Origin of the sequence: Wolbachia endosymbiont (group A) of Yponomeuta plumbellus, from assembly GCF_947251575.1 — a bacterium.
Lineage (GTDB): Bacteria > Pseudomonadota > Alphaproteobacteria > Rickettsiales > Anaplasmataceae > Wolbachia > Wolbachia pipientis.
On sequence record NZ_OX366353.1, the window covers coordinates 541,582 to 563,951 of the forward strand.

General features: G+C 34.6%; 16 protein-coding genes. 10 read left to right on the plus strand and 6 right to left on the minus strand.

Annotated elements, in window-relative coordinates; all coding sequences use genetic code 11:
* Positions 1-49: 49 nt before the first annotated feature.
* Positions 50-646 carry a riboflavin synthase gene (locus OPR39_RS02730; protein ID WP_012673066.1) on the minus strand — a complete coding sequence of 199 codons (597 nt, stop codon included), beginning with the start codon at positions 644-646 and terminating at the stop codon, positions 50-52.
* Positions 647-827: 181 nt separating this feature from the next.
* On the minus strand, positions 828-2,555 hold the full coding sequence (locus OPR39_RS02735) for a hypothetical protein (RefSeq protein WP_015588827.1): 1,728 nt from the start codon (positions 2,553-2,555) through the stop codon (positions 828-830).
* 146 nt (positions 2,556-2,701) lie between these two features.
* On the opposite strand from OPR39_RS02735, the gene pheS reads away from it, so the two are divergent.
* From pheS to hemA, 5 genes are all read left to right on the plus strand, one after another.
* Positions 2,702-3,745 carry a phenylalanine--tRNA ligase subunit alpha gene (gene pheS / locus OPR39_RS02740; RefSeq protein ID WP_265039010.1) on the plus strand — a complete coding sequence of 348 codons (1,044 nt, stop codon included), beginning with the start codon at positions 2,702-2,704 and terminating at the stop codon, positions 3,743-3,745.
* Positions 3,746-5,038 carry a bifunctional UDP-N-acetylglucosamine diphosphorylase/glucosamine-1-phosphate N-acetyltransferase GlmU gene (gene glmU, locus OPR39_RS02745; RefSeq protein ID WP_265039011.1) on the plus strand — a complete coding sequence of 431 codons (1,293 nt, stop codon included), beginning with the start codon at positions 3,746-3,748 and terminating at the stop codon, positions 5,036-5,038.
* Positions 5,039-6,522: 1,484 nt separating this feature from the next.
* A complete protein-coding gene (gene htpG, locus OPR39_RS02750) occupies positions 6,523-8,418 on the plus strand; it encodes a molecular chaperone HtpG (RefSeq protein ID WP_265039013.1) in 1,896 nt (631 codons plus the stop codon).
* A gap of 38 nt (positions 8,419-8,456) precedes the next feature.
* Entirely contained in the window at positions 8,457-12,008 is a 3,552-nt protein-coding gene (locus OPR39_RS02755; protein WP_265039016.1) for a host RNA manipulator TomO, read from the plus strand.
* A 64-nt stretch (positions 12,009-12,072) separates the two neighbouring features.
* A complete protein-coding gene (gene hemA / locus OPR39_RS02760) occupies positions 12,073-13,275 on the plus strand; it encodes a 5-aminolevulinate synthase (protein WP_174516755.1) in 1,203 nt (400 codons plus the stop codon).
* On the opposite strand, the gene OPR39_RS02765 is transcribed toward hemA, so the two are convergent.
* The 4 genes from OPR39_RS02765 to OPR39_RS02780 form a co-directional block, all read right to left on the minus strand.
* The gene (locus tag OPR39_RS02765; protein ID WP_015589485.1) at positions 13,267-13,965 is read right to left on the minus strand and encodes an inositol monophosphatase family protein; all 699 of its coding nucleotides are present in this window, start codon (positions 13,963-13,965) and stop codon (positions 13,267-13,269) included. The genes hemA and OPR39_RS02765 overlap by 9 nt on opposite strands.
* A gap of 8 nt (positions 13,966-13,973) precedes the next feature.
* On the minus strand, positions 13,974-14,540 hold the full coding sequence (gene efp / locus OPR39_RS02770; RefSeq protein WP_012673415.1) for an elongation factor P: 567 nt from the start codon (positions 14,538-14,540) through the stop codon (positions 13,974-13,976).
* 62 nt (positions 14,541-14,602) lie between these two features.
* Entirely contained in the window at positions 14,603-15,109 is a 507-nt protein-coding gene (gene rimM, locus OPR39_RS02775) for a ribosome maturation factor RimM (RefSeq protein WP_015589486.1), read from the minus strand.
* A 15-nt stretch (positions 15,110-15,124) separates the two neighbouring features.
* Positions 15,125-16,300, minus strand: coding sequence for an aspartate aminotransferase family protein (locus OPR39_RS02780; protein ID WP_015589487.1), 1,176 nt, complete (start codon positions 16,298-16,300; stop codon positions 15,125-15,127).
* 66 nt (positions 16,301-16,366) lie between these two features.
* Here OPR39_RS02780 and OPR39_RS02785 point away from each other — a divergent pair, with 66 nt between their 5' ends.
* The 5 genes from OPR39_RS02785 to ppa all read left to right on the plus strand — a co-directional run bounded on the left by OPR39_RS02785 (position 16,367) and on the right by ppa (position 22,250).
* The gene (locus OPR39_RS02785; protein WP_015589488.1) at positions 16,367-17,794 is read left to right on the plus strand and encodes a sensor histidine kinase; all 1,428 of its coding nucleotides are present in this window, start codon (positions 16,367-16,369) and stop codon (positions 17,792-17,794) included.
* Between the two features lie 184 nt (positions 17,795-17,978).
* The gene (bcp, locus tag OPR39_RS02790; protein WP_015589489.1) at positions 17,979-18,446 is read left to right on the plus strand and encodes a thioredoxin-dependent thiol peroxidase; all 468 of its coding nucleotides are present in this window, start codon (positions 17,979-17,981) and stop codon (positions 18,444-18,446) included.
* A gap of 16 nt (positions 18,447-18,462) precedes the next feature.
* Complete coding sequence (recF, locus tag OPR39_RS02795) at positions 18,463-19,542, plus strand: DNA replication/repair protein RecF (RefSeq protein ID WP_265039017.1); 1,080 nt, start codon at positions 18,463-18,465, stop codon at positions 19,540-19,542.
* A gap of 906 nt (positions 19,543-20,448) precedes the next feature.
* Positions 20,449-21,672 carry a WD1261 family protein gene (locus OPR39_RS02800; RefSeq protein WP_015589474.1) on the plus strand — a complete coding sequence of 408 codons (1,224 nt, stop codon included), beginning with the start codon at positions 20,449-20,451 and terminating at the stop codon, positions 21,670-21,672.
* 62 nt (positions 21,673-21,734) lie between these two features.
* Positions 21,735-22,250: an inorganic diphosphatase gene (gene ppa / locus OPR39_RS02805; RefSeq protein ID WP_012673395.1), complete on the plus strand. Its 516-nt coding sequence runs from the start codon at positions 21,735-21,737 to the stop codon at positions 22,248-22,250.
* Positions 22,251-22,370: the final 120 nt, after the last annotated feature.

The window sequence follows — 22,370 nt, forward strand, 5'->3', positions numbered from 1 at the left end:
TCTATATGGTTTTCAAGATATAATAGTTGTAAATAACAAGGTTGTAAAATTAATTGTATTTATGCTGCATCAATTGATCTAAATACCTAGCGATCATGTCAATTTCTAAATTCAAATAATCATTTACTTTGTTGTACTGAAAAGTTGTATTTTCCCATGTATAGGGAGTGATATTTACTGTAAATTCCTGATTAACAACTGAATTCACTGTGAGGGAAACCCCATCTAGTGTAACGGAGCTTTTTTTTGCAACAAATTTAATTAATTCTTGTGGGCACGATAGTTTGATTTCATGAGAATCTAAATTTTGATTAATTGTTAAAAATTTTACTATCCCATCAACATGACCCTGAACCAGGTGGCCATCGATCTTATCGCTTAATCTCATTGCTTGTTCGAGATTTATTTTTTTTCCTATTCTCCACGTATTTAAGTTAGCAACCTTCATAGTTTCTTGAGATGCTTGGACTGTAAATGTATCGCTCATTATATCAACAACAGTTAAACACACACCAGAGCAAGCTATTGAATCTCCTTTATTTATAGAGGATAAATTTTGTGTCTTGATATGGAAAATTTGATCAGAGTTGGAGTGAGTGGTAGTATCAGTTATAGTCCCGATATCCGTGATAATTCCTTTAAACATATGGTGAAAATAAATAATTTTACCATGAAAAATTTTTTACAACAACTTATTTCTATTTTGTTATAGTTAAAGTAATTCTGGTTTACCGACAATTTAAAAAACGACAAATTCGTCATCCCGCTACGTGTTAGCGGGATCTAGAGATACCGTGACGGTATGACGTAGGAAAACTGAGCCTGCACTAGCTATAGGCGCGAGAAAGGGGATCGTTTTCACTTACTTGCTTAATAGATTCTATAGAATATTCAGAATATATAAAGCGAGCTAAATTCAAAATACACAGCGCGATTAATATTGGCAACCCTATGTTCAATGCTAACCCAATACTTTCCCTTTTTTCTGGTGGCACTAATCCTTTTAACATTGACACTTTTCCTAATGGAAAATGCCATAAGCAAAGTGTTGATGCAGATGCTACTATTATAAATAGACAAAAATAAGCCTTTTTTGAGGAAAATACAGTTTTTAACGGTGATTTGAGTGTAATGTTAGTAGGTGGTAGAGTTTTAGCTTCATTTGTTGCTGGTGAAAGATCTTTAATTGGTAAAGGGTTTGTAGATTTATGAGGAGTATTTTCATGTTGTGGAGAAGGTTGTTGTATATAAACACCTGAAACTAATTTAAGCAATTGCTCTTTTTTTCTATATACTTGTTTTTGTAAATATTCTTTACCTAAAAGTGAGTTACTAAGAGGTTGTGGCCTTTCGAGTATCTGTAATACTTCTGATATTTCGCCTGGCTCTAATATAGCATGTAATTGTTTATCTTGAAAGTAAACAATATTGAATACTGAGCTGAAAATATTGCAAAATGTTTCTGGATCTTGATTTTTGTATCCACTCATCACTTCAATAAATATTTTATCGAGCTTTTTCCCCCTGTGCTCAATTTGGTTATCTATCACAGCTACTCTAGCATCATTTCGTGCTTGTTTTATGGTAGATTGTTTTTCTTCTTCTGGTAGTTCTTGAGATTGCTTTTTCGATTTTTTTCTATTAGCTTTAAAATACTCTGTGTGCGAAGTAGTTTGACCTACATTCTGTTCTGCTTCTTGAGGTATTGGATTTTCTATACTACCCCCTGTCATCCGAGTAGCTTGACTACTTGGATCCATGTTTCTTTTTTCCTGGTCAAACGCTGGAATAACACCAAATGGTATATTGTTGCTCTGTATAGAAAATTTTGGCAATTGTTGGGAAAAGAATTGTGACGTATTAAAAAAATTGGGTAGACAGAAAAAAGATCTAAACCAGAAAACGTTTTCATGCATTGCAGCAACTACTATCGAAACACGTGTAACTTGTTTTCCATTATTTGTTACATCGAAGCCAAATGAGCCTGTAACTGGTACGATTTGTTTATTTTGTGCATTTTTTTGGTTAGTTTCACTCTGTTCTTTTTTGTCTTCATTTTCAGTTTTTTCTGCATGTTGTAGCTTTTCATTTAGAAATAACTCGATTTGGTACAAGTTGTCCAGGTTAATGTTTTCAACGTCTGTTTGTAGCGTTATCGTTGTGCCCTGCAGAAGGATTTGAGGCGGAGCACTATTTACGAATTCTTCTACAGTTTTATAACTGTTAGTTTTACAGTAGTTATTATATAGTTCACTGCTTTCTTTGGGCACTTTTATGTTGGCTGTAAATTTTTTTTCCCGGGAAAGGCAGATTTTGAAAAAATCAATTAAAGGGTTTATTCGAAATAATCTTATATTAAAGGTGTCTTTATCTGTTGCTGTTAGCTCAAATGAAAATTTTTGTATATTGCTTTCAATACTTCTCGAGCGAATAGCACTGATCTTAATTGTTTCGCTAGAAAATGCTTTACTTATGTTTCTGGATTTTTCCTTAAAGAGCTTAGGTAAATCCTCTATTTTATACTTATTCTTAGTTTCAGTGTTACTGTTGTGCATAGTTGATACAGCAAATTCATCAACGCAAAGGTAAATAAAAAAGATTAATTAGTCAATAAATTAATAATCAGAATAGGGCAATTTTTCGGATTGTTGATGATATTTAAAATTTCACTATAATGAAAGTTTAAGCCAGCGTTTTTAAGATGAATAAAGAGTTATTAGATGACATACTTTCACTTGAAGATAAAGCAGTTTCCGAAATTGAGAATGCTTCTTCTTTGCAAGATTTAGAAAAAGTTAGGCTATTGTATTTGGGAAAAAAGGGTGTAGTTAGAGCGTATTTTGATAACTTAAAAAAGATAGAAAATGCAGAGAAAAAGCGTGATTTAGGTGCAGTGATTAACGCTTTACGTGATAAGATAGATCATCTTATCATTAATAGGGAAAATGTGCTAAAAACAGAAGAAGTTAACTTTAAATTGCAGAACGAGGCGGTTGATATCACGTTGCCCGTTAGACCAGAAAAAATGGGCAAGGTCCATCCACTCAGTAAGGTTATAAATGAAGTAAAGCTTATTTTTGCACATATGGGTTTTAAAGCAGTTGATGGCCCTGATATTGAAGATGAATTTCATGTATTTGATGCACTGAATACTCCAAGTCATCATCCTGCGCGAGAGGAGCAAGATACCTTCTACTTAAAGAACAAAATAGATGATAAAAGAATGGTACTGCGCACTCACACCTCATCTGTACAGATTAGAACCATGGAAAAAACAAAAAAGTTCCCAATTAAAATAGTAGCTGCAGGTAGAGTATACAGAAACGACTTTGATGCAACTCACACCCCTATGTTCCATCAAATAGAGGGGTTATATGTCGATGAGAATGTCAATATGGGCCAGTTAAAATTTACTATTCATCACTTCCTTAATAAGTTCTTTGGCGATAAAGGGCTGAAGATACGTTTTCGTAATAGTTTTTTCCCTTTTACCGAGCCTTCTGCGGAAGTGGACATAAGTTATAAAGGTAGTAAATGGATAGAAGTACTGGGATGCGGTATGACGCATCCAAATGTATTTCAAAATGTTGGAATAGACCATACTAAATACAACGGTTTTGCGTTTGGCATTGGTATAGAAAGGCTTGCAATGCTAAAATATCAAATTAGCGACTTGAGGAGCTTTTATGACAACAAAATCAGCTGGCTTGATCATTACGGTTTTCATTTTTCATCTTTAAGATAAGTGATAAGTAAAACTCATACGTTCGTTATACTTGCTGCAGGGCATGGCAGGCGGATGAATTCAGATTTGCCTAAGGTCCTACACAAAATAGGCAGTTTTTCCATGCTCCAGCATGTCATTTACAATGCAAAACAGTTAAATCCTGAAAATATTGCTGTTGTAGTTGATCAGCCTTTAATTGAAAGACTAAAGTGTTTTAAGGATATACAGTTAATTACACAAGAATTAACACTTGGCACGGGAGATGCGGTCAAAACTGCGATGAGAAACCTAAGAGAATTGCCAGATTCAAGCATAGTTGTTGTGCAGTATGGGGATACTCCGCTCATAAAAAGCAGCACAATAACTAAAATGATTAGTTATTTAGAAGGCAAGGCTCTAGTTTGCCTAGGTTTTAGGACAAGCAATAAAGAATACGGTAGGTTAATTATTGAGAATGGTTCCTTAAGAGAAATCGTAGAAGCAAAGAGTGATAAAAATAATCATGAAGAATTTCTTGCCAATGCTGGAATAATGGTGGCATGTGCAAAGAATTTACGTGAATTGGTGGAGAAAATAGAGTGCAATAGCTCAACTCATGAATATTACTTGACCGATATAGTTTCCATTGCAGTGAAGAGTAATTTAAATGTCGGTTACGTTATTACCGGTGGAGAAGAAGCAACGGGAATAAATAACAGAAATGACCTTATAAAAGCTGAATTTTACTTTCAAGAAAATAAAAGAAAAGTTTTTACCGACTCCGGAGTAACGCTTGTTGCACCAGAGACTGTTTTCTTTTCTCTTGATACGCAAATTGCCAGAGATTCAGTTATTTACCCATATGTTTTTTTCGGTACTGGAGTGAAAATAGAGTCTGGTGCGAAAATACTGCCATTTTCGCATTTAGAAAATTGCTTAATTAAAAGTAATGCTGAGGTCGGTCCATTTACCAGAATACGCGGAAACACAACAATTGGTAATAAGGCAAAAATAGGAAATTTTGTGGAAGTGAAAACAAGTGAAGTTGGTCAAAACACTAGAATAAAACACTTAAGTTATATAGGAAATGCTAAAGTAGGGCAGGAGAGTAATATAGGAGCAGGCACTATTGTTTGTAATTATGATGGGAAAAATAAACATGAAACGAATATAGGGAGCAATTGCTTTGTTGGCGCCAATAGCTCACTAATTGCGCCGCTTAATATTCATGATGAATCTGTAATTGCAGCAGGTAGTGTTATAGTTGAGGATGTACCAAAAAAAAGCCTTGCAATAGCAAGAGAAAAGCAAGTAACTAAGAGAATAAAGTAGTCTAATTTAATTATGTTGTTGTGTCATTTTTAATATTAAACTTCTTGCATAACCATATAACAAACTTTTATTGGGAATAGAAACGAAAAAACTTCCTTGACACCCTTCGCCAGCCCCCTTATCATAACAGTGAAGCTATTGTATTTGCTTTCGCCAATCTGCAGATTAAAAGGTAAGGATTACTTAATGTATCGGCGTCTTATGTTCAATTTTTTGCAGTATATAGATACTGTATGTCTTTACAAAACTTCATCTACATCTAGATTTTTATCTAAATAAGCTGAACGCGCTTATAAAGCGTTACAAGACATCAAAAAATGCCAATACTCGACAGAGATAGTAAAAGACTAGCTAACTCGGGGATTCTTTGTCTTTTTTTCTGCTTAGTAAATTTCTTAAACATTTGCAGCGTAAGTTAGTTGCAATTAAAAGCGGCTGAATCTCGCTTGTCAAGCGTTTAAAACATAAAAAACGCCAATATTTTAAAGCAGATAATAACCCCAGGGCTTCTTTTGCCTTTTTTTTCATTTAGTAAATTTCTTAATATTTATGGCTAAACGACAACCGTCATCCCGCTACTTGTTAGCGGGATCTATGCTTTGAGATACCGCGAATGAATCGCGGTATGACGGTTCGCGGTAGGATGACGTAGGACTGCTGTCATCCCAGTGCCCAAACACTGGGATCCAGTTTTCTTTACAAATTCACCAAAAGTGTTTCATTCTATAACATAAAACCCATACTCACCAAATCTAATGCATTACTTGCAATTAAGTTTCCTGGATCCCAGTGTCTGGGCACTGGGATGACAAAGGAGGACGTTATTCCAGTGCCAAGCACTGACCATTTCTGGTCTCTTAAATTGCAACTAATCTAAGTATTAAAAAATTTACCAAGCGAAAAAAAAGGCAAAAAAAGCCCGATGGTTGGCTAGTTACTTACATTATACTTTCAAGTATGGCGTTTTTTTATTCTAAACGCTTAATAACCGTGACTCAGCCGCTTTTAAGCCGCAACTAATCTAAATTATAAACGTTAAGAAATTTACTAAGCAGAAAAAAAGGCAAAGAAACCCTAGGGTAGCTAATTATTCACTATCCATTTTTAAGTTGGCGTTTTTTGATGTTTTAAATAGCGTATTTCAGCTTGTGTAGCTAGAAATTTGATAAAGACATGAGGTGCACATAGTGCAAAAAATTAAGCATGATTTACGCCAAATACATTAAGTTTTTTTGTCATTAATCCACTGCAGAGATTGCGAAGATAAATAAATAGCTTCAGTTTCATGATAAGGGGGCTGGCGAAGGGTGTCAAGGAAGTTTTTCGTTTCATCCAATGCGCTGCCAAAAGTTTGTTATGCAAGAGATCCCATAAATTGGGTGTCATAATAACTACACCCACATTAATTTTGGTGTACGTGACCTTGAAAGATCGTGATTCAATACTTAAATTATTAGGGTAGTAGGCAAATAATGGAGCTCAAAATGCATAATGTACAAGAAACTGAAAATTTAAAATTTGACGCTGAGGTAGGGAAAGTACTGAATATAGTGATTCATTCACTTTACACCAATAAAGACATTTTTCTGCGTGAATTAATATCAAATGCATCAGATGCATGTGATAAGTTGCGCTATGAATCTCAACTAAACCCTAATTTGCTAGATTTGAGTGACGAATTAAAAATCACTATCAGCTCCAATAAAGATAAGAACGAGCTATATATCACTGATAATGGCATTGGAATGAATAGACAGGATTTAATAGACAATCTTGGTACAATTGCAAGCTCTGGTACGCAAAAGTTCTTGGATGCGATTAAGAATAGCAAGGATTCAAGCCAAACTGTGGAGCTGATTGGGAAGTTTGGTGTTGGTTTTTACTCAAGCTTTATGGTTGCATCAGAAGTAATAGTAGAATCGAGAAAAGCTGGAGAAGAGGAGTCTTGGATCTGGCAATCCAAAGGAGATGGGGAATATTCAATCAGCAAGTCAGATAATCAAGTCCCTCGCGGAACCAAAATTACGCTCATTATGCATCCTGAAGAAAACGAGTTTTTAGATAAATTTCGTGTTGAAAATATTGTCACTACTTACTCTGATCACATAAATTTTCCTGTTGAATTTATAGACGAAGAAGGAAAAAGTGAAAAGTTAAACAGTAAGGCTGCAATTTGGACTAAGCCAAAAAATGACGTTACTCAAGAGGAGCACAACGATTTTTTCCGCAGTGTTGCCCACGTTGGCGGGGAGCCCTGGATGATATTGCATAATAAAAATGAAGGTGCAATAGAATATACAAATTTGCTTTATGTTCCTTCTATAAAACCTTTTGATTTATTCCATCCAGATAGACGTTGCTCTGTTAAGTTATATGTAAATAAAGTATTTATCACTGAAGATAATGTACAGATCATACCGCAGTATTTACGTTTCTTGAAAGGTATTGTTGATTCACCGGACTTACCTCTTAATATCAGCAGAGAAACGTTGCAGAATAATCGTGTTGTTGAGCAAATCAGGAAATCCCTCACTAAACGCGCGATATCAGAGCTCGGTAAAAAGGCAAAAGAGAATTTAGAGGAGTACACAAAATTCTGGACCAATTTTGGTGCAGTTTTAAAGGAAGGTCTTTGCGAAGCTATGCCAACTGATGAGAGAGAAGCGCTGCTCTCAATTTGCAGATTTAATAGCACCGGTGATGAGAAGTTGATCAGCATTGATGATTATATAAGCAGAATGAAGCCTGAGCAGGAACATATCTATTATCTCACCGGAAATAGCCTCGATTCAGTGAAAAACAGTCCGCAACTTGAGGGATTCGTCAGTAAAGGACTAGAAGTGCTCCTATTTGTTGATCCAGTTGATGACTTTTGGACTAGTGTAATTCATGAATACAAAGATCAGAAAATCAAGTCTGTAACCCGTGCAGATGTTGATTTGGAAAAATTCTCTTCAGAAGAAGATAAGACAGATGAAGAAAATAAATCAAATGGAGAAAAAACTGAGGAAACTATACTGCAATATTTTACCACAGTGCTTGGAGATTCAGTAAAAAGCGTAAAAATTTCCAAAAAATTGACTGATAGTCCCGTATGCCTAGCGGTTGATGAAGGTGCTATGGATCTTCGCATGGAGCGTTTTTTGCGTGAACAAAAGCAGCTAAATTACCGCACGCCAAAGGTGCTTGAAATTAACACTAAGCATCCTGTAATAAAGAGTATAATGAAATCTTATGCTGAAAGTGGTGAAAACCCAACATTGGAGGACGTGGTTCACTTATTGTTTTACCAAGCTTGCATCGTGGAAGGCGAAGAGATGGATGACGCGAGCAGCTTTGCTAAGAGACTGAATAATTTGCTTGGCAAGATTTCTGTTTAATGCTATACTTAGCTTAGCTGCTAGTTAGGAGGTAAAACATGTTTGGTTCCAATTTTAGAGACTTTGTATCACAAGATACAACTTCACAGGGCCAATCAAATTCTGAAAGATTAATCAAAAGTTGGCATGGTTTTGAAAAACCAGATTCTGAAGATTCAGGTATTGAAGAAGAGTTTGAAGTTTTAGATAGCGAAAGTCAAGAGATACCAGCTACTCCATGTAGTACATCCCCTGAAGATCTAAGTTTAGAGAATGCAATACTTGCAAACTTTCCTGATGGTTGTGATAGGTCGTTTACTGTAGAGTTAAAAGATGAAGATTCATATGGTATCATTCCTAAAAACTTAACTTTTGCTGAGATTATAAATATCTTAAATCAAGCTATACAAGAAGATAATTGTGAAGAATTAGACAAGGTTGTACAAAATATTGAAGATTATGAAGGCAGGTCTATTACGCTGGATAATGAAAATCTCAAAGATTTCTGTTCAAATCAACTTAATTTGGAGTTACAAAACAGAAGCAACCATCAACATATATATTCAAATGTACTATCACAATATAAATTTGATCAAGAGGGTTTCAAGTATGATTATTCAGTAAAAGAATTGGTACTATTGGCAATTGCAGCTAATGACAAGCTAGTAGAGCAATATCAGGATTTTCTTTTTGCTGAAGAAAACTTAAGTCTTTTACCTCTCCTTGTTGGTAATCAAAAATATATTGAAGCTTTTATAGAAAAATTCCATGGTAACGATGGAGTTTACGGAAGATTAAAAGGTCAAGCTATACAACTTGTCGAACCTAATAAGATTGACTTCTTCTCAGCTACAGCATTAAGAAAAGAGCAAGAATTATTAAATGCAGTTTTTGTCGAATACGTTTTAAGAGATTTTGGACAGGTGTTAAAAACAAGTAAACCTGATCCTTTGTATGGTGTGCTTGAAACAGCGTCTCTGATCAAAAATGAAGAATTCATCACGATAGTGCTGGATGCATTTGAAAGATATATTAATGGGCTAACTAAAAAAGCCTCAACAGAAGAGTTATTAAAAAAGAGCTTTGCTACCTTGTTAGAAACTGCGATAAGTCAAGAACACATATCTGTCATTGAATACTTGTGCAAACGATACACTAATAGTGCAGATCATGCCATTTACGATGTATATAAACAAGCATTTACAGATGATAAAGTTATTACAATACTAAGGCAACAAATCCTGAAAAACATAGGAGCTCGTGGCAGAAAAGAAATTTATGATTTAATTCTGAAAACTGCATTGGATGCTGGTAATATTGCATTTATCGAGCACTTGTGTGAAAAATGTGCTAAATGCAGCAATGATGTTATCGGCTATCTCAATCAAAAATTTAAAAATAACGAATTTGATAACATACACGAATCAATCCTCATTGCATTGTCTAATGTTGAATACACAAACACAGACGTTATAGTCGAGGTGCTTTTTTACACTAAAGAAATCCATCAAAACGTATCACATAATGAGCAAGTGATTAGGCCGGTCATACAGAATATACTGAAAAATGCAACACACTACTCAATAGGCCAAGAAGATTACTCCTTAGTCAAGGAAGTATGTTACTTATGCACAGAAATTGATGCAATTAACATAATTTTTCGAGAGGAGTGTAAGATTTTTAAATCTAGCATAGAAAAGCGCATAGAAGATCTGGAAAAGGAAAACAAATTATTGCAATCTGAAGCTTTACGTGAATATAACAGCCGTCTTCCAGGTATTGTAAATGGATTAGTTCAGACTGCTTGCATAGTGTATGATGAATACACTAAAGATCCAAAAGACAATAAACGTCAAAAGAATATTGATCTAATATTCAGTTTAATGCAAATTAGAAATATTCTGCAATTTTCTATTGATGTGCAAAAATATTCCTGTCATGAACGTCAAGATTTGTGGGATGAAATGTGCCAAACTCCTGGAACTTTTATAATACGAAAAAGAAGTAATAACGTTGCAGATGAATTAGAAATTCCAGTTATAACAAGTGACATTCTATCAGAAAATCCAGGACTTGAAAGTACTGGCAGTCAACAACCACAAGAAAATGTGGACAGACGAGAAAATATTATGAACAATGAAGAGGCTTCAATAGAAGAAGCTATAGATAATGATTATAGGGGGGGTAAAATGTCTAGAAATAAAAACAGCACAGAGCAGAAATTGTTGAATGCTATCTACATTCCTAAGACGATGGAGAGTTACTTAAAAAGGAATAATATAAAAGATGAACCTATTTTGAAGAGTATCATAGACAAAGTAAATGCTGAAATTCAAAAGAAGAAGGAGGAGGAGAAGAACATTATCAATCCAGGTCCTACTAAGAAGCAAAGATGCATTGATCAGAGAAACACACTCTTAAAAACTAGAGATTTTCTTGAAAAAAAGATCAAAAGCATTGGAACTGATGCTAAGGCTGCTGTATCATCAGTAACTGATGTTAGCGCTACTACAAGTAGTCACGAAGCTCCTGTTAATATTGATGATGAGAAAAAACAAGCTCATGCTCAACCTGCTGAACATGTACCAGAAGAAAGTGCAAAACTTAAGGCACAGCCTTCTAATACTCAAGAGCAACAAAAAGTTTCTGAGACTCCAGTTCCAGAACAAACGGATGATATTGAAAGTTTAAGTACACAGGACGCTCTTGTTCTTCAAAGTAAAAGTGCTACCGTGTTATCAATTGATGGTGAGGATAAACAAACTCCTGTTCAACCGGTAGAGTCTGAAAGTAAAGGTGATCAACAAGGTTCACCACCACTTTCACCACAGAGTTCTGCGAGTGGTGATGTTGAAGGTACAGAAGCCTCTGCTAATGCAGCAGTAACTACGCCTGAAGAAGCACGTAGTCTTGTGAGTGATGGTGAGCATGATAAAATCGTGTCTAAAGAGCACCAAGATGATGCACTAGAAAAAGATTTAATAGATTTTTCAAGTGATGATGGCAATAGTCCTCTAGGAGATCCAGTACCTACATCAACTAACGAAATCCCTGGACAAGAAGATGGTACTCAAACTACCACCAGGCAGCAAGAACCGAATCCAATTCCAACACCTACACCGGTGCCAACGCCGAACCTAACACCAACACCGAATCCAATTCCAACACCTACGCCGGCGCCAACGCCAGGACTGACACCGGATCTAACACAAGATCCAATTCTAACACCTACGCTGGTGCCAACACCGAATCCAGTGCCAACACCAGAACCAGTGCCTTCAGTAGCTAACAACAAATCTGAGCAGGTGAATGATACTCAAACCAATGGCGGGTTGCCTAATAATTCAGGCAAAAATAATGCTATTCCACAAAATACAAAAAGTAGTAAGCTGCCTGTTATAGCTGCTTCTGCACTTGCAATAGCTGGTATTATTTCAGGGGTGGCTGTTGCAGTTTACTTGGAAATGTTAGCGGTAGGAATAGCAGTTGGAGCTTGTTGTCTGGTTGCTGCTGCAGTTATATACTGCTGTACACCTAAAAGCCAAGTTGAAAACAACAAGGTTGACAAACCTTTCAACACGAAGGAAGCATCTACTACCGTATCTGTATAATAAATATTGTAGTTTACCATTTAATAATTTATTATAATTATGTTAATTATCGGTAAATAAGGACTTGGTAAACTACGAAGAAATATTCTTGAATAAAATAAAAGATATAAAAGATGAGGGGCGCTACCGTGAATTTACGCACTTTGCGTCATTGCCAGGTAGGCTCCCCCACATTATGGACTATGAAAGAAATAGGGAAGTAATCGTCTGGTGCAGTAATAACTATTTGGGAATGTCACAAAATGAGAGTGTAATTGCCGCTATCCAAAATTCATCTGTTGGTGCTGGAGGAACAAGAAATATATCTGGTACAACAAAAGAGGTTGTCGAACTTGAAAAATCCTTAGCTTGTTTGCATAAAAAAGAGGCTGCTTTAACTTTTGCTTGTGGCTACCTCGCTAACCAGACAACACTTAGCACTTTATCGTCTGTTATTCCGGGCGTAGTAATTTTTTCAGACGAGAAGAACCATTCTTCGATGATAGAAGGCATAAAATCAGGAAAAAGGCCAAAACATATATTTAAACACAATGATGTTAATCATCTAGAGCAGCTACTTAAGTCTATAGACAAAAAGACACCAAAAATCATAGTACTTGAATCCGTATATTCAATGGATGGTGATGTAGCTCCGCTTAAAGAAATATGCGACCTGGCAGATCAACATAATGCAATTACCTATTTGGATGAGGTGCACGCAGTTGGTATGTATGGTTCACATGGTGGTGGAATTGCAGAAAGAGAAGGCCTGATGGATAGAATAACCGTTATTCAAGGTACACTATCGAAGGCTTTTGGAGTGATGGGTGGGTATATCGCGTCTTCAAAGAGCTTGGTAGATGTAATAAGAAGTTCCGCTCCAGGATTTATTTTTACCACTGCTATGTCGCCTGTTTTAGCAGCGGCAGCAAAGGCAAGCGTTGAACACCTAAAATCAAGCAACATTGAAAGGGAAAAGCAAAAGCAAGTCGTTGAAAAAGTAAAAAACTCACTGAGAAATGCAGGAATTAACTTCATTTTAACAGAAACTCATATAATTCCAATAATAATTGGCGACCCAGAGTTATCCAAAAAAGCATCAAAATTATTATTTGATGAGTATGGAATATACGTTCAACATATAAATTACCCGACAGTTCCAAGAGGAACTGAGCGTTTCCGTATTACCCCTACACCTTATCATACCGATGAAATGATAGAACATTTGACAGAATCTCTTGTAAAAGTTCTCGAAAAGTTGTCTATCTCTGTAGCTTGTTTATCCTAATTTAATATCGCCAGCAATAATCAATCCGTTGTCTTCCGTTAGCCTTCCACCGCTTTCTTGTAGAAAAAGTCTACCGAGCAAGGTTTTATATTTGTTAACTCTAGAGTAAACTATTCCTCTGTGCCTTCCTGCCGCAAGGTATGCAAAGCCTAAAATTGTTGAACCGATGGAGCGTACACTACTATTGCCAGGCAGCAATTTATTTAACAAATTACCACTTACATCTATTAGACCCCCTTCACGGCTTTTCACCCGCATTTTTATATGACGAGATCTAAAGTCCTCAAGAAAAGCACCTTTCTTTTCTTCTGCCCAAAAAGTTTCTCTAAGAGCCGGAGCATCAATTACAGCCGCCACAACTTTATTTTTATGAATGAGACAGACTGATACTGCAAAATAAACCATACAACTGGAAAAGTTCTCCCTGCCCTCTATAGGCATAATAAACCAGGTATAAGTGTCATCTTTTACTTCTTGATCAGTATCATCTTCGGAAATAAACCCATAGTCTCGTTTGTAGTCGTGCAAGCAATCGTATATGGTTTGCTTGGATTTTGAATAAGTTTTATTGATAAAGTCTGCTGATTTAACATTAGAGATTTGTAATTCATTAAAATCGCGCATAAGCTGCCTGGAAGCACTACGCACAGAATCAAGCATCACATTAATTCGTGGTGATGAGATGGACATTCTTCTTTTTACTCTTTCACTCTTTCATAATAGCTGTCATCTGGAGTATATACTACAATTTTATCCTCTTCTTTTATAAACTGAGGCACGTTAACGCGCATTCCGTTTTCCAAAATTGCAGGCTTATAAGAAGCAGTAGCAGTTTGTCCTTTAATAACAGACTCTGTTTCTTTCACAGCAAGTGTAACATAATCAGGCACATGCGCAGAAATTATTTTGTCTTGATAAGCTACAACTTTAATTTTCATGTTATCCTGTAAATAAATTTTTTTTTCTCCCAATAAGTCCAAATTTATAGTGATTTGCTCGTAATTACTTGGATGCATAAGATTTACAATGTTTCCTTCAGTGAAAAGGTAAACATATTCCTCTTCATCTAAAATTGCCCTTCTGATTGTTGCATCAGAACGAAATCTTTCATAGTGTTTTGCTCCGGTTTTGATGTTTTTCATTTCGGCTTGTATGTATGCACCACCTTTACCAGGTTGAGTATGCATAATACCTACAACCAAAAATAATCCGCCGTTATGTTCCAACACCTGACCTGGTCTGATATCGTTAGCTCTTTCTGCCATAATTACATTTTCAATTTGATCTTATAATTATAAATAGCTTTATATAAATATCAAAGTCTTTATTAGTCAATAAATTCTGGTATATTTAATACTATATACCTCCCCTTTATATTTATATGTGGAAATATCTCTTTAGTGAAAGACAGCATAATACGTTTTTTTGTGCTGATAACTAAAATTTCTAATATATCCCCTGAGCCAAAATTATACACAGATTTTACATTGCCATATAATTCATTACTTTCCAGCCTTACTTCCATATCTACAAGGTCACTTTGATAAAATTCATCCTCATCATTTAGCTCTGGTAACTTGCTTCTTTCTATATATAGCTTCTTATTCCTCAAAAGCTCTGCTTCATTACGGGAATTTACTCCACTTATTGTAGCTATTACTAAATTATCACCTATGATGGATACTGAGTCTATTTTATAATTCTCATCACCACTTATTAGCTCACCATATAAGGAGATATTTTTGGGCTTTTCGGTGAAAGTTTTTAATTTAACAGCTCCTTTAATTCCGTGAGGAGAGGTAATAATTCCTAAGCATACCAGATTGTCGTTCATATTAATATCAAGCATCTAATCAGAAGATTTCTCAGATAAATATTGAGCCAGAATCTCAATTCCTTCATCAATCTCTTTTTCAGTGATAATTAGTGGAGGTAAAATTCTCACAACGTTATCTGATGTTACTCCAACAGTGAGTAAACCACGATGACTTAACTCTTCTGCAAATTTTTGATTGTCTGCTTTCACTTTTATTCCAAGCATTAACCCTTTCCCTCTCACTTCTTCTATTATTGGAAATTTACTTGCTAAGTCTTCTAATTTATTTTTTAAATACTTACCTCTAATTTCAACATTTTTCAAAAAGCCAGGACTGAGCAATTCTTCGAACACAGCATTACCTACTGAGGTTGCAAGCGGATTGCCACCAAAAGTGGAACCGTGCATACCAACTGCCATGTATTTAGCAGCATTTTCAGTCGCAAGACAAGCCCCTAGCGGAAACCCGCCGCCTATTCCCTTTGCAAGAGCACATATATCAGGTTCCACTCCTATATGTTCGTATGCAAATAATTTTCCTGTCCTACCAGCACCGCATTGCACGCAATCAAAAAATAACAATATGTCATTTTCATCACACAGCTTTCTTAGTTCTTTCATAAAGACTTCATTCATTACTTTGATACCACCTTGCCCTTGTATTGGTTCTATTAATATAACGCCTATATCACTTGAAATTGCTTTCTTTACACTCTCAATATTGGGCTCGATATTATCACACCAATCAATACAGGGACTCAGTAATTCAGAAAATTTCTGTTTATCGTTTGCAGCACAAGTTAGGAAGGTTCTTCCATGAAATGCACCATGGAATGTTAAAATTCTGTGACGGTTTTTATTGCCTTTTCCGTTTTGATAGACCCTAGCAATCTTAAGCCCACATTCTACTGCCTCTGATCCAGAATTTGAGAAAAATACAGTGTCAGCGAAACTATTGTTTATTAATTTTTCTGCAAAATTATTGGCAGCAGGTATATTATAGGTATTTGATATATGCCATAATTTTTCTCCTTGCAATTTAAGAGCACTAATTAATCGCGAATTAGTGTGACCTAAGCTACTAACGGCTATTCCGGAGTGAAAATCTACGTAGCGCTTACCGTCAATATCATACAAGTAAATATCTTTACCATAAGAAAAATTTATGTTAATAGGAGAATAAACTGGCAAAATAGGAGAAATTGTCATAAAATATTATATGCTAAATTTTATTATTAATAACATAAAAGCCGTTGTTTCGCAATGAGTAAGGATATGTATAAGATAGGTAAATTAATGTTTTCTGCACTGGGAAAAAACAAATACACAAAAGTTATCGCATTATTCTCATCAATTTTTATGATTTTATTCAGTGTGATATATTGTAATTATTTACTAAGGAGTAATTTCCTTTCTTCTTACCGTGATTCAAGTGTAAACTTAAAAAGTGTATTAGAAAATGGTATAATAAAAAAATACCATTATTTACTAATAGAAAAGCATCACATTAAATACAAAAATTTTGACTACATAAACCAACTAGTAAAACTGCGTGCTGAATTATTACAATCAGTGAGCAAAGTAAAGGATTTCAGCTTAATACTGTATGATCAAAACGGCAGAATAATATTCAGTAATTTTAACACTCAAGATTATGATTATGAACAGTTACTTACAAACGATGAAATTGATAAATTATTAAGTAACCAAGAAATACTTTATACTACAGGAAATACATTAACTTCTATTTTCCCTATATTCCATGAAAATAGCGCTAAGCCGTCGTTTTTTTTGAAGATTCTTCGAAGCTACAATAATTCTTATGTTATAGCATATGGCCTATTTTTAATATTTTTAGGCTTATTATTAATAATTTTAATATTAATAATGTTCTATTTGCACTTTTCTAATACCAAAATGCTGGCCAAGCAACATAAAACTAACATTGAATTACAGCAGATAAAAGAGGCATTAGAGCAAGAAAATGCAAACAAGCTAAAGTTTTTTGCAAGCGTTACACATGAATTACGCACACCTCTTAATGCTATTATTGGATTTGCAGAGTTGATCAAAAATGAAACTTTAGGTTCAATGGATAACTCTCAATACAAGGAGTATGCAGACGATATATATAATGCAGGGACACACTTACTTGCCTTAATTAATGATGTGCTCGATTTTTCTAAAGCTGAATCAAGTAGTTTAACAGTAGAAAAAGTGAAGTTTAACCTGAACAAAATAATAGATTCATGCGTAAATATGCTATTACCTAAATTAAAAGAAGCAGGGATTAATTTAAAAAAAGAGATGACTAATAAACAATTATTAGTCATTGCAGATTCCAAGAGAATGAAACAAGTTATAATAAATTTATTATCAAACTCAATCAAGTTTACTCCTAAAGATGGTTTAATAAGAATGGTGATAAAAGAAAATATAGAAAAAAACTTATTAACCATTGAGTTTCATGACAATGGAATAGGAATAATGCAGCAGGATATATATAAAGTTATGTCTGTTTTTGGCCAAGCAGATTCGGGATATAGAAACGAAGGTACGGGCATCGGATTACCGCTAAGCAAGAAATTAGTAGAGTTAATGGGTGGAACTTTTGACATTAAAAGTGAAGCGAAACTTGGTACTACGATAACATTGAACTTCTTTTATGAAGAACAAACATGTGAAGATTCGATTGATTTTTAATAGGATCTATTTGATATGGCCTTACATCAGACGAAAACCACACTTTATCAAAAGCGGCAAGCCGAGAAGGCAGTTATCAATAAGCCCCCTATCAAGAATCTTATCTGTGTTAGCTATATATAAAATTTGATACTCTGACTACAATATACTACTATAGATAGAAGCGTTATTAATGGAGCAAGGTATGGAGTTAGTAGTAGGAAATAATGCACCTGATTTTAGTTTACCAACAGATTCTGGTGAAAATTTATCACTGAGTGAATTTTTTGATAAAAAAAATGTAGCTCTTTATTTTTATCCTAAAGACGATACTCCGGGTTGTACGATGGAAGCAAAAGGCTTTAGAGATAAAATAGATGATTTTTCTTCCCTTGACACAGTGATAATTGGTGTATCAAAAGATAGTGTTAAGTGCCACACTAACTTCAAAGCAAAATACTCTCTGCCGTTTTCTTTAGTTTCTGATGAGAATGCTGAAATGTTGGGAAAATATGGTGTTTGGGTAGAGAAAAGTATGTTTGGCAAAAAGTATATGGGAATAGAACGCACTACTTTTTTAATAGATAAAAAAGGTAAAATAGTGAAGATCTGGAAAAATGTAAAAGTTAGTGGACATGTTGATGAGGTTCTGGAAGAAGTAAAGAGAATATAAACTAAAGAATAGGTTAATGGCTACCCATTGCTACATAAAAAAGCTGAAATTACATAATTTTCGTAGCCACTCAAACTTTGAACTGGATTCAGATGATAGCTCAGTTGTAATAACTGGCGAAAATGGTATTGGTAAAACTAATATACTTGAAGCAATCTCGTTGCTTGCTAAAAGCAATGGAATGAAAAAAGCAAAAGCCAGTGAGATACAAAATAGATTCAGTAATGAAGATTGGGTAGTGCACTATGATTTTTTTAATGGAACGGATTTTAATTCAATTGGTATCGCAAAGAGTTTTGATAAGAAACTAATACAAATTGATGGAAAAACGCAATCAAGTTATTCATCTCTGTATAAGATATCCAATGTAATATGGCTGATTCCACAAATGGACTATGTTCTTCTTAATTCTCCAAGTGACAGATTAAAATTTTTAGACCGTATAGTTTCACTGTTTGAAGAAAATTACACTTGCTGCTACATGAAATATAGAAAAGCTAAACATGAGCGAAGTAAACTATTGAGGGAGAACATTTTGAACAAAAACTGGTTCTCTAGTCTTGAAAACATAATGGCCGTTAATGCAGTTAGTATTTTACATATGCGATCGTCTGTTTTAAAAATATTACAAGATACAATTGATAACCATTCCAGTAAGCTTTTTCCGAAGGCAAGTTTGAAATTCAGCAGCCAGCTAACTTTGGACGATACTGCAGAATATTTTCAGAATCGTCTAAAGGAAAACAGAGAAAAAGATTCATTGACTGGTAGAGTAACCCTTGGTGTGCATAACGATAATTTCCGGGTTTTTTGTCAAAAAAGAAACGTATCAATAAATCTGTGCTCCACTGGAGAACAAAAGTTATTACTGCTTTCTATTATTTTATCCAGTGTAAAAGCAAGGTGTATTCATTACAATAAGGCACCACTTCTTCTACTTGATGATATAATGTCTCATCTGGATAAACATTACAGAAAGGCGTTAATGGAGGAAGTGTTAAGTATTCAATGTCAAACTTGGATAACTGATGTAAATCAAGATAATTTCAATAGCTATCTTTATTCTTTCAAGTTTTTTGAATTATCAAATGAATAGTACCTCTTTCAAAGCTCATACAGGCAACTCCCAATTGTAAATTCCGGCAATTAAACCTCAAACCAAAACATTTCTGTTTTTTTACTTTAAATTAAATGCAAAAGTTACTTTACAAACTTCGCCAGCCCCCTTATCATGAAACTGAAGCTATTTATTTATCTTCTCTGTACAGATTAAATGACAAAAAAACTCACGTATCTGGCGTCTCATGTTTAATTTTTTGCACTATGTGCACTCTATGTCTTTATCAAATTTCTGGGTTTTTACCTACACAAGCTGAAATACGCTATTTAAAACATTAAAAAACGCCAACTTAAAAAATAGATAGTGAATAACTAGCTACCCTAGGGTTTCTTTTGCCTTTTTTTCTGTTTAGTAAATTTCTTAATGTTTATAATTTAGATTAGTTGCGGCTTAAAAGCAACTGAATCGCGGTTATTAAACGTTTAGAATAAAAAAAACGCCATACTTGAAAGTATAATGTAAGTAATTAGCCAACCACGGGGCTTCTTTTGCCTTTTTTTTATTTGGTAAATTTCTTAATATTTATAGCTAAACGACAACCGTCATCCCGCTGCTTGTTAGCGGCTAAGAGATACCGCGAATGAATCGCGGTATGACGGTATGCGGCGGCGTGACGATAAGCTCGTCATCCCGCTGCTTGTTAGCGGGATCTCTTGTTAGCGGCTGAGATACCGCGAATGAATCGCGGTATGACGGTTCGCGACAGCATGACGATAACCTCGTCATCCCGCTGCTTGTTAGCGGGATCTCTTGTTAGTGCCGCGGCGGTATAGCTATACCTTTTTCTACTTAGTTTAGGTTATGCAAGAAGTCTAATAACATTTATTGCTATTTTGCCATGTATCCCTTATACTATAAAGTAGAACATTATAGGTTTCAGCAATGATAAAAGAAATTGAAGAACTAATAAAAATTGTTGGTAAGGGTAATTTATTAGAGACGTTATTTATTTTTTTAGGTAGCTTTCAACATGCTGACTTAGGTCGTTTTATGGATCACAGAAATCATTTTGGTTTGTCTGAATTCATTAGAAAAAAAGAGGAACCATTAGATAAATATTTTAACTTAAAATTTAGTCTACAAGGGCTGTTTTTAATTTATGCTCAAGCTTATCAAATTCTAAGTGAAAACAATAACCTGAATACTAAAGATGTCATAGATAAAATATATGAAGTTATTAAAGGATCTGAGTTAAATGAATATATAAATGAAGTAGTAGATGGAAGAAAATTAGATTTACTTAACATCTTAGCAAATCCAAAGAGAGAACCAATATTTAAAACAGAAGAAGATTTTGAAAATAAAGTACTCATTGGTCTTAGAAAGTTACTAAGTGAAGGAAATACATTAAACAAATATGACAGAGAATTTGCATTAAATAAGTGCGTTATTGGCTGTTACTACTCTATTCATAATATAAAAGTAGATAAAGATATTGCATTGTTGTTTTCCATAGGTAGTTACTATAAAGAACTTTCACCATCTAACAAAACAGTAAGAAGAGAAGTACTAGAGATATGTGAGAATCAGTTAATAGAGAACTATATAGTGCACTTAGCTAGCAAACTACACATGATCGGATTATCAAGTAGAGATAAATATACAATCGACCATGAGAATGTGGATCGGCAAGAGAAAGCATTGAAAATGGATGGATTAACATGTCCTATAAATACAAAAAACACCCTAGAGCAACTGTTAAAAAACCAAAATAGTGATGAATTTGAACAATTAGTAATGAGCCCTGAGAATATATACTACTCAGTGTTGCCAGAAGAGAATGAATATAGGCCAAATCTTATCACCAGCAAGAAAAAAGAAAAAGACTATAAAAACACAGTCTGTAAACTTATTTTAGGTATGTTTATATTGTCTGTTGGGTTATCTGTTGCTGATTATTTCCTTATGGAGCAAAAATTGCTCAACTCAATAAAAAATGTTTTGCCACAAGACAACCTTACTAACCTGATAATTGGTGCGGTGCTTACTATTGTAATAGTATATGCCTTATTTCAATTATTGAAACCACCACAGGAACCACCACTTTCAACAGTCAATAAGATGATGAATGAAAATTTAGGACCGCTCCATGCAAAACAAGCTTAGAACTACATAAATGTAGCAACTTAAAAGTACATATTGTATAATCTTAAGTTAAGAGGTAATTTATGGATTTAAGTAAAATAACAGCGGGACCAAATGCGGTGAATGTGGTAATTGAAATAAGTGCGAATGCTGAGCCTGTAAAGTATGAATTTAATAAAGAGTTTGGGTTGTTACAAGTTGACAGATTTTTGTCTACCTCAATGACTTATCCTTGCAATTATGGGTTTATACCAAATACCTGCGCAGGTGATGGTGATCCTGTGGATGTTTTGGTGCTAACTCAATTTCCCTTAGCATCTAGTGTTTTAATATCGGTGCGTCCAATAGGCGCATTACTCACTAAAGATGAAAAAGGAGAAGATGAGAAAATATTAGCTGTGCCTGTTTCCAGTGTTGATAGCTATTATGACAATATAAAGGACTATTCTGACTTATCTAAAAGCCTACTAGATAAAATTACTCATTTCTTTTCTCATTATAAAGATCTAGAAAAGGGAAAAACGGTAGCAGTTGGAGAATGGGTTGGTGTAGAAGAAGCAAAACAAATTGTTGCAAGCTCTATTAAAAGCGGAAATTAGTTTTTGTTGATTTATAGCTAAAGTGGCTCTACGATTTGAAAAATAACAAATTCGTCATTCCGCTACTCGTTAGCGGAATCTATACCGCGCACAACCGTACGAACATTGCAATATGGCACA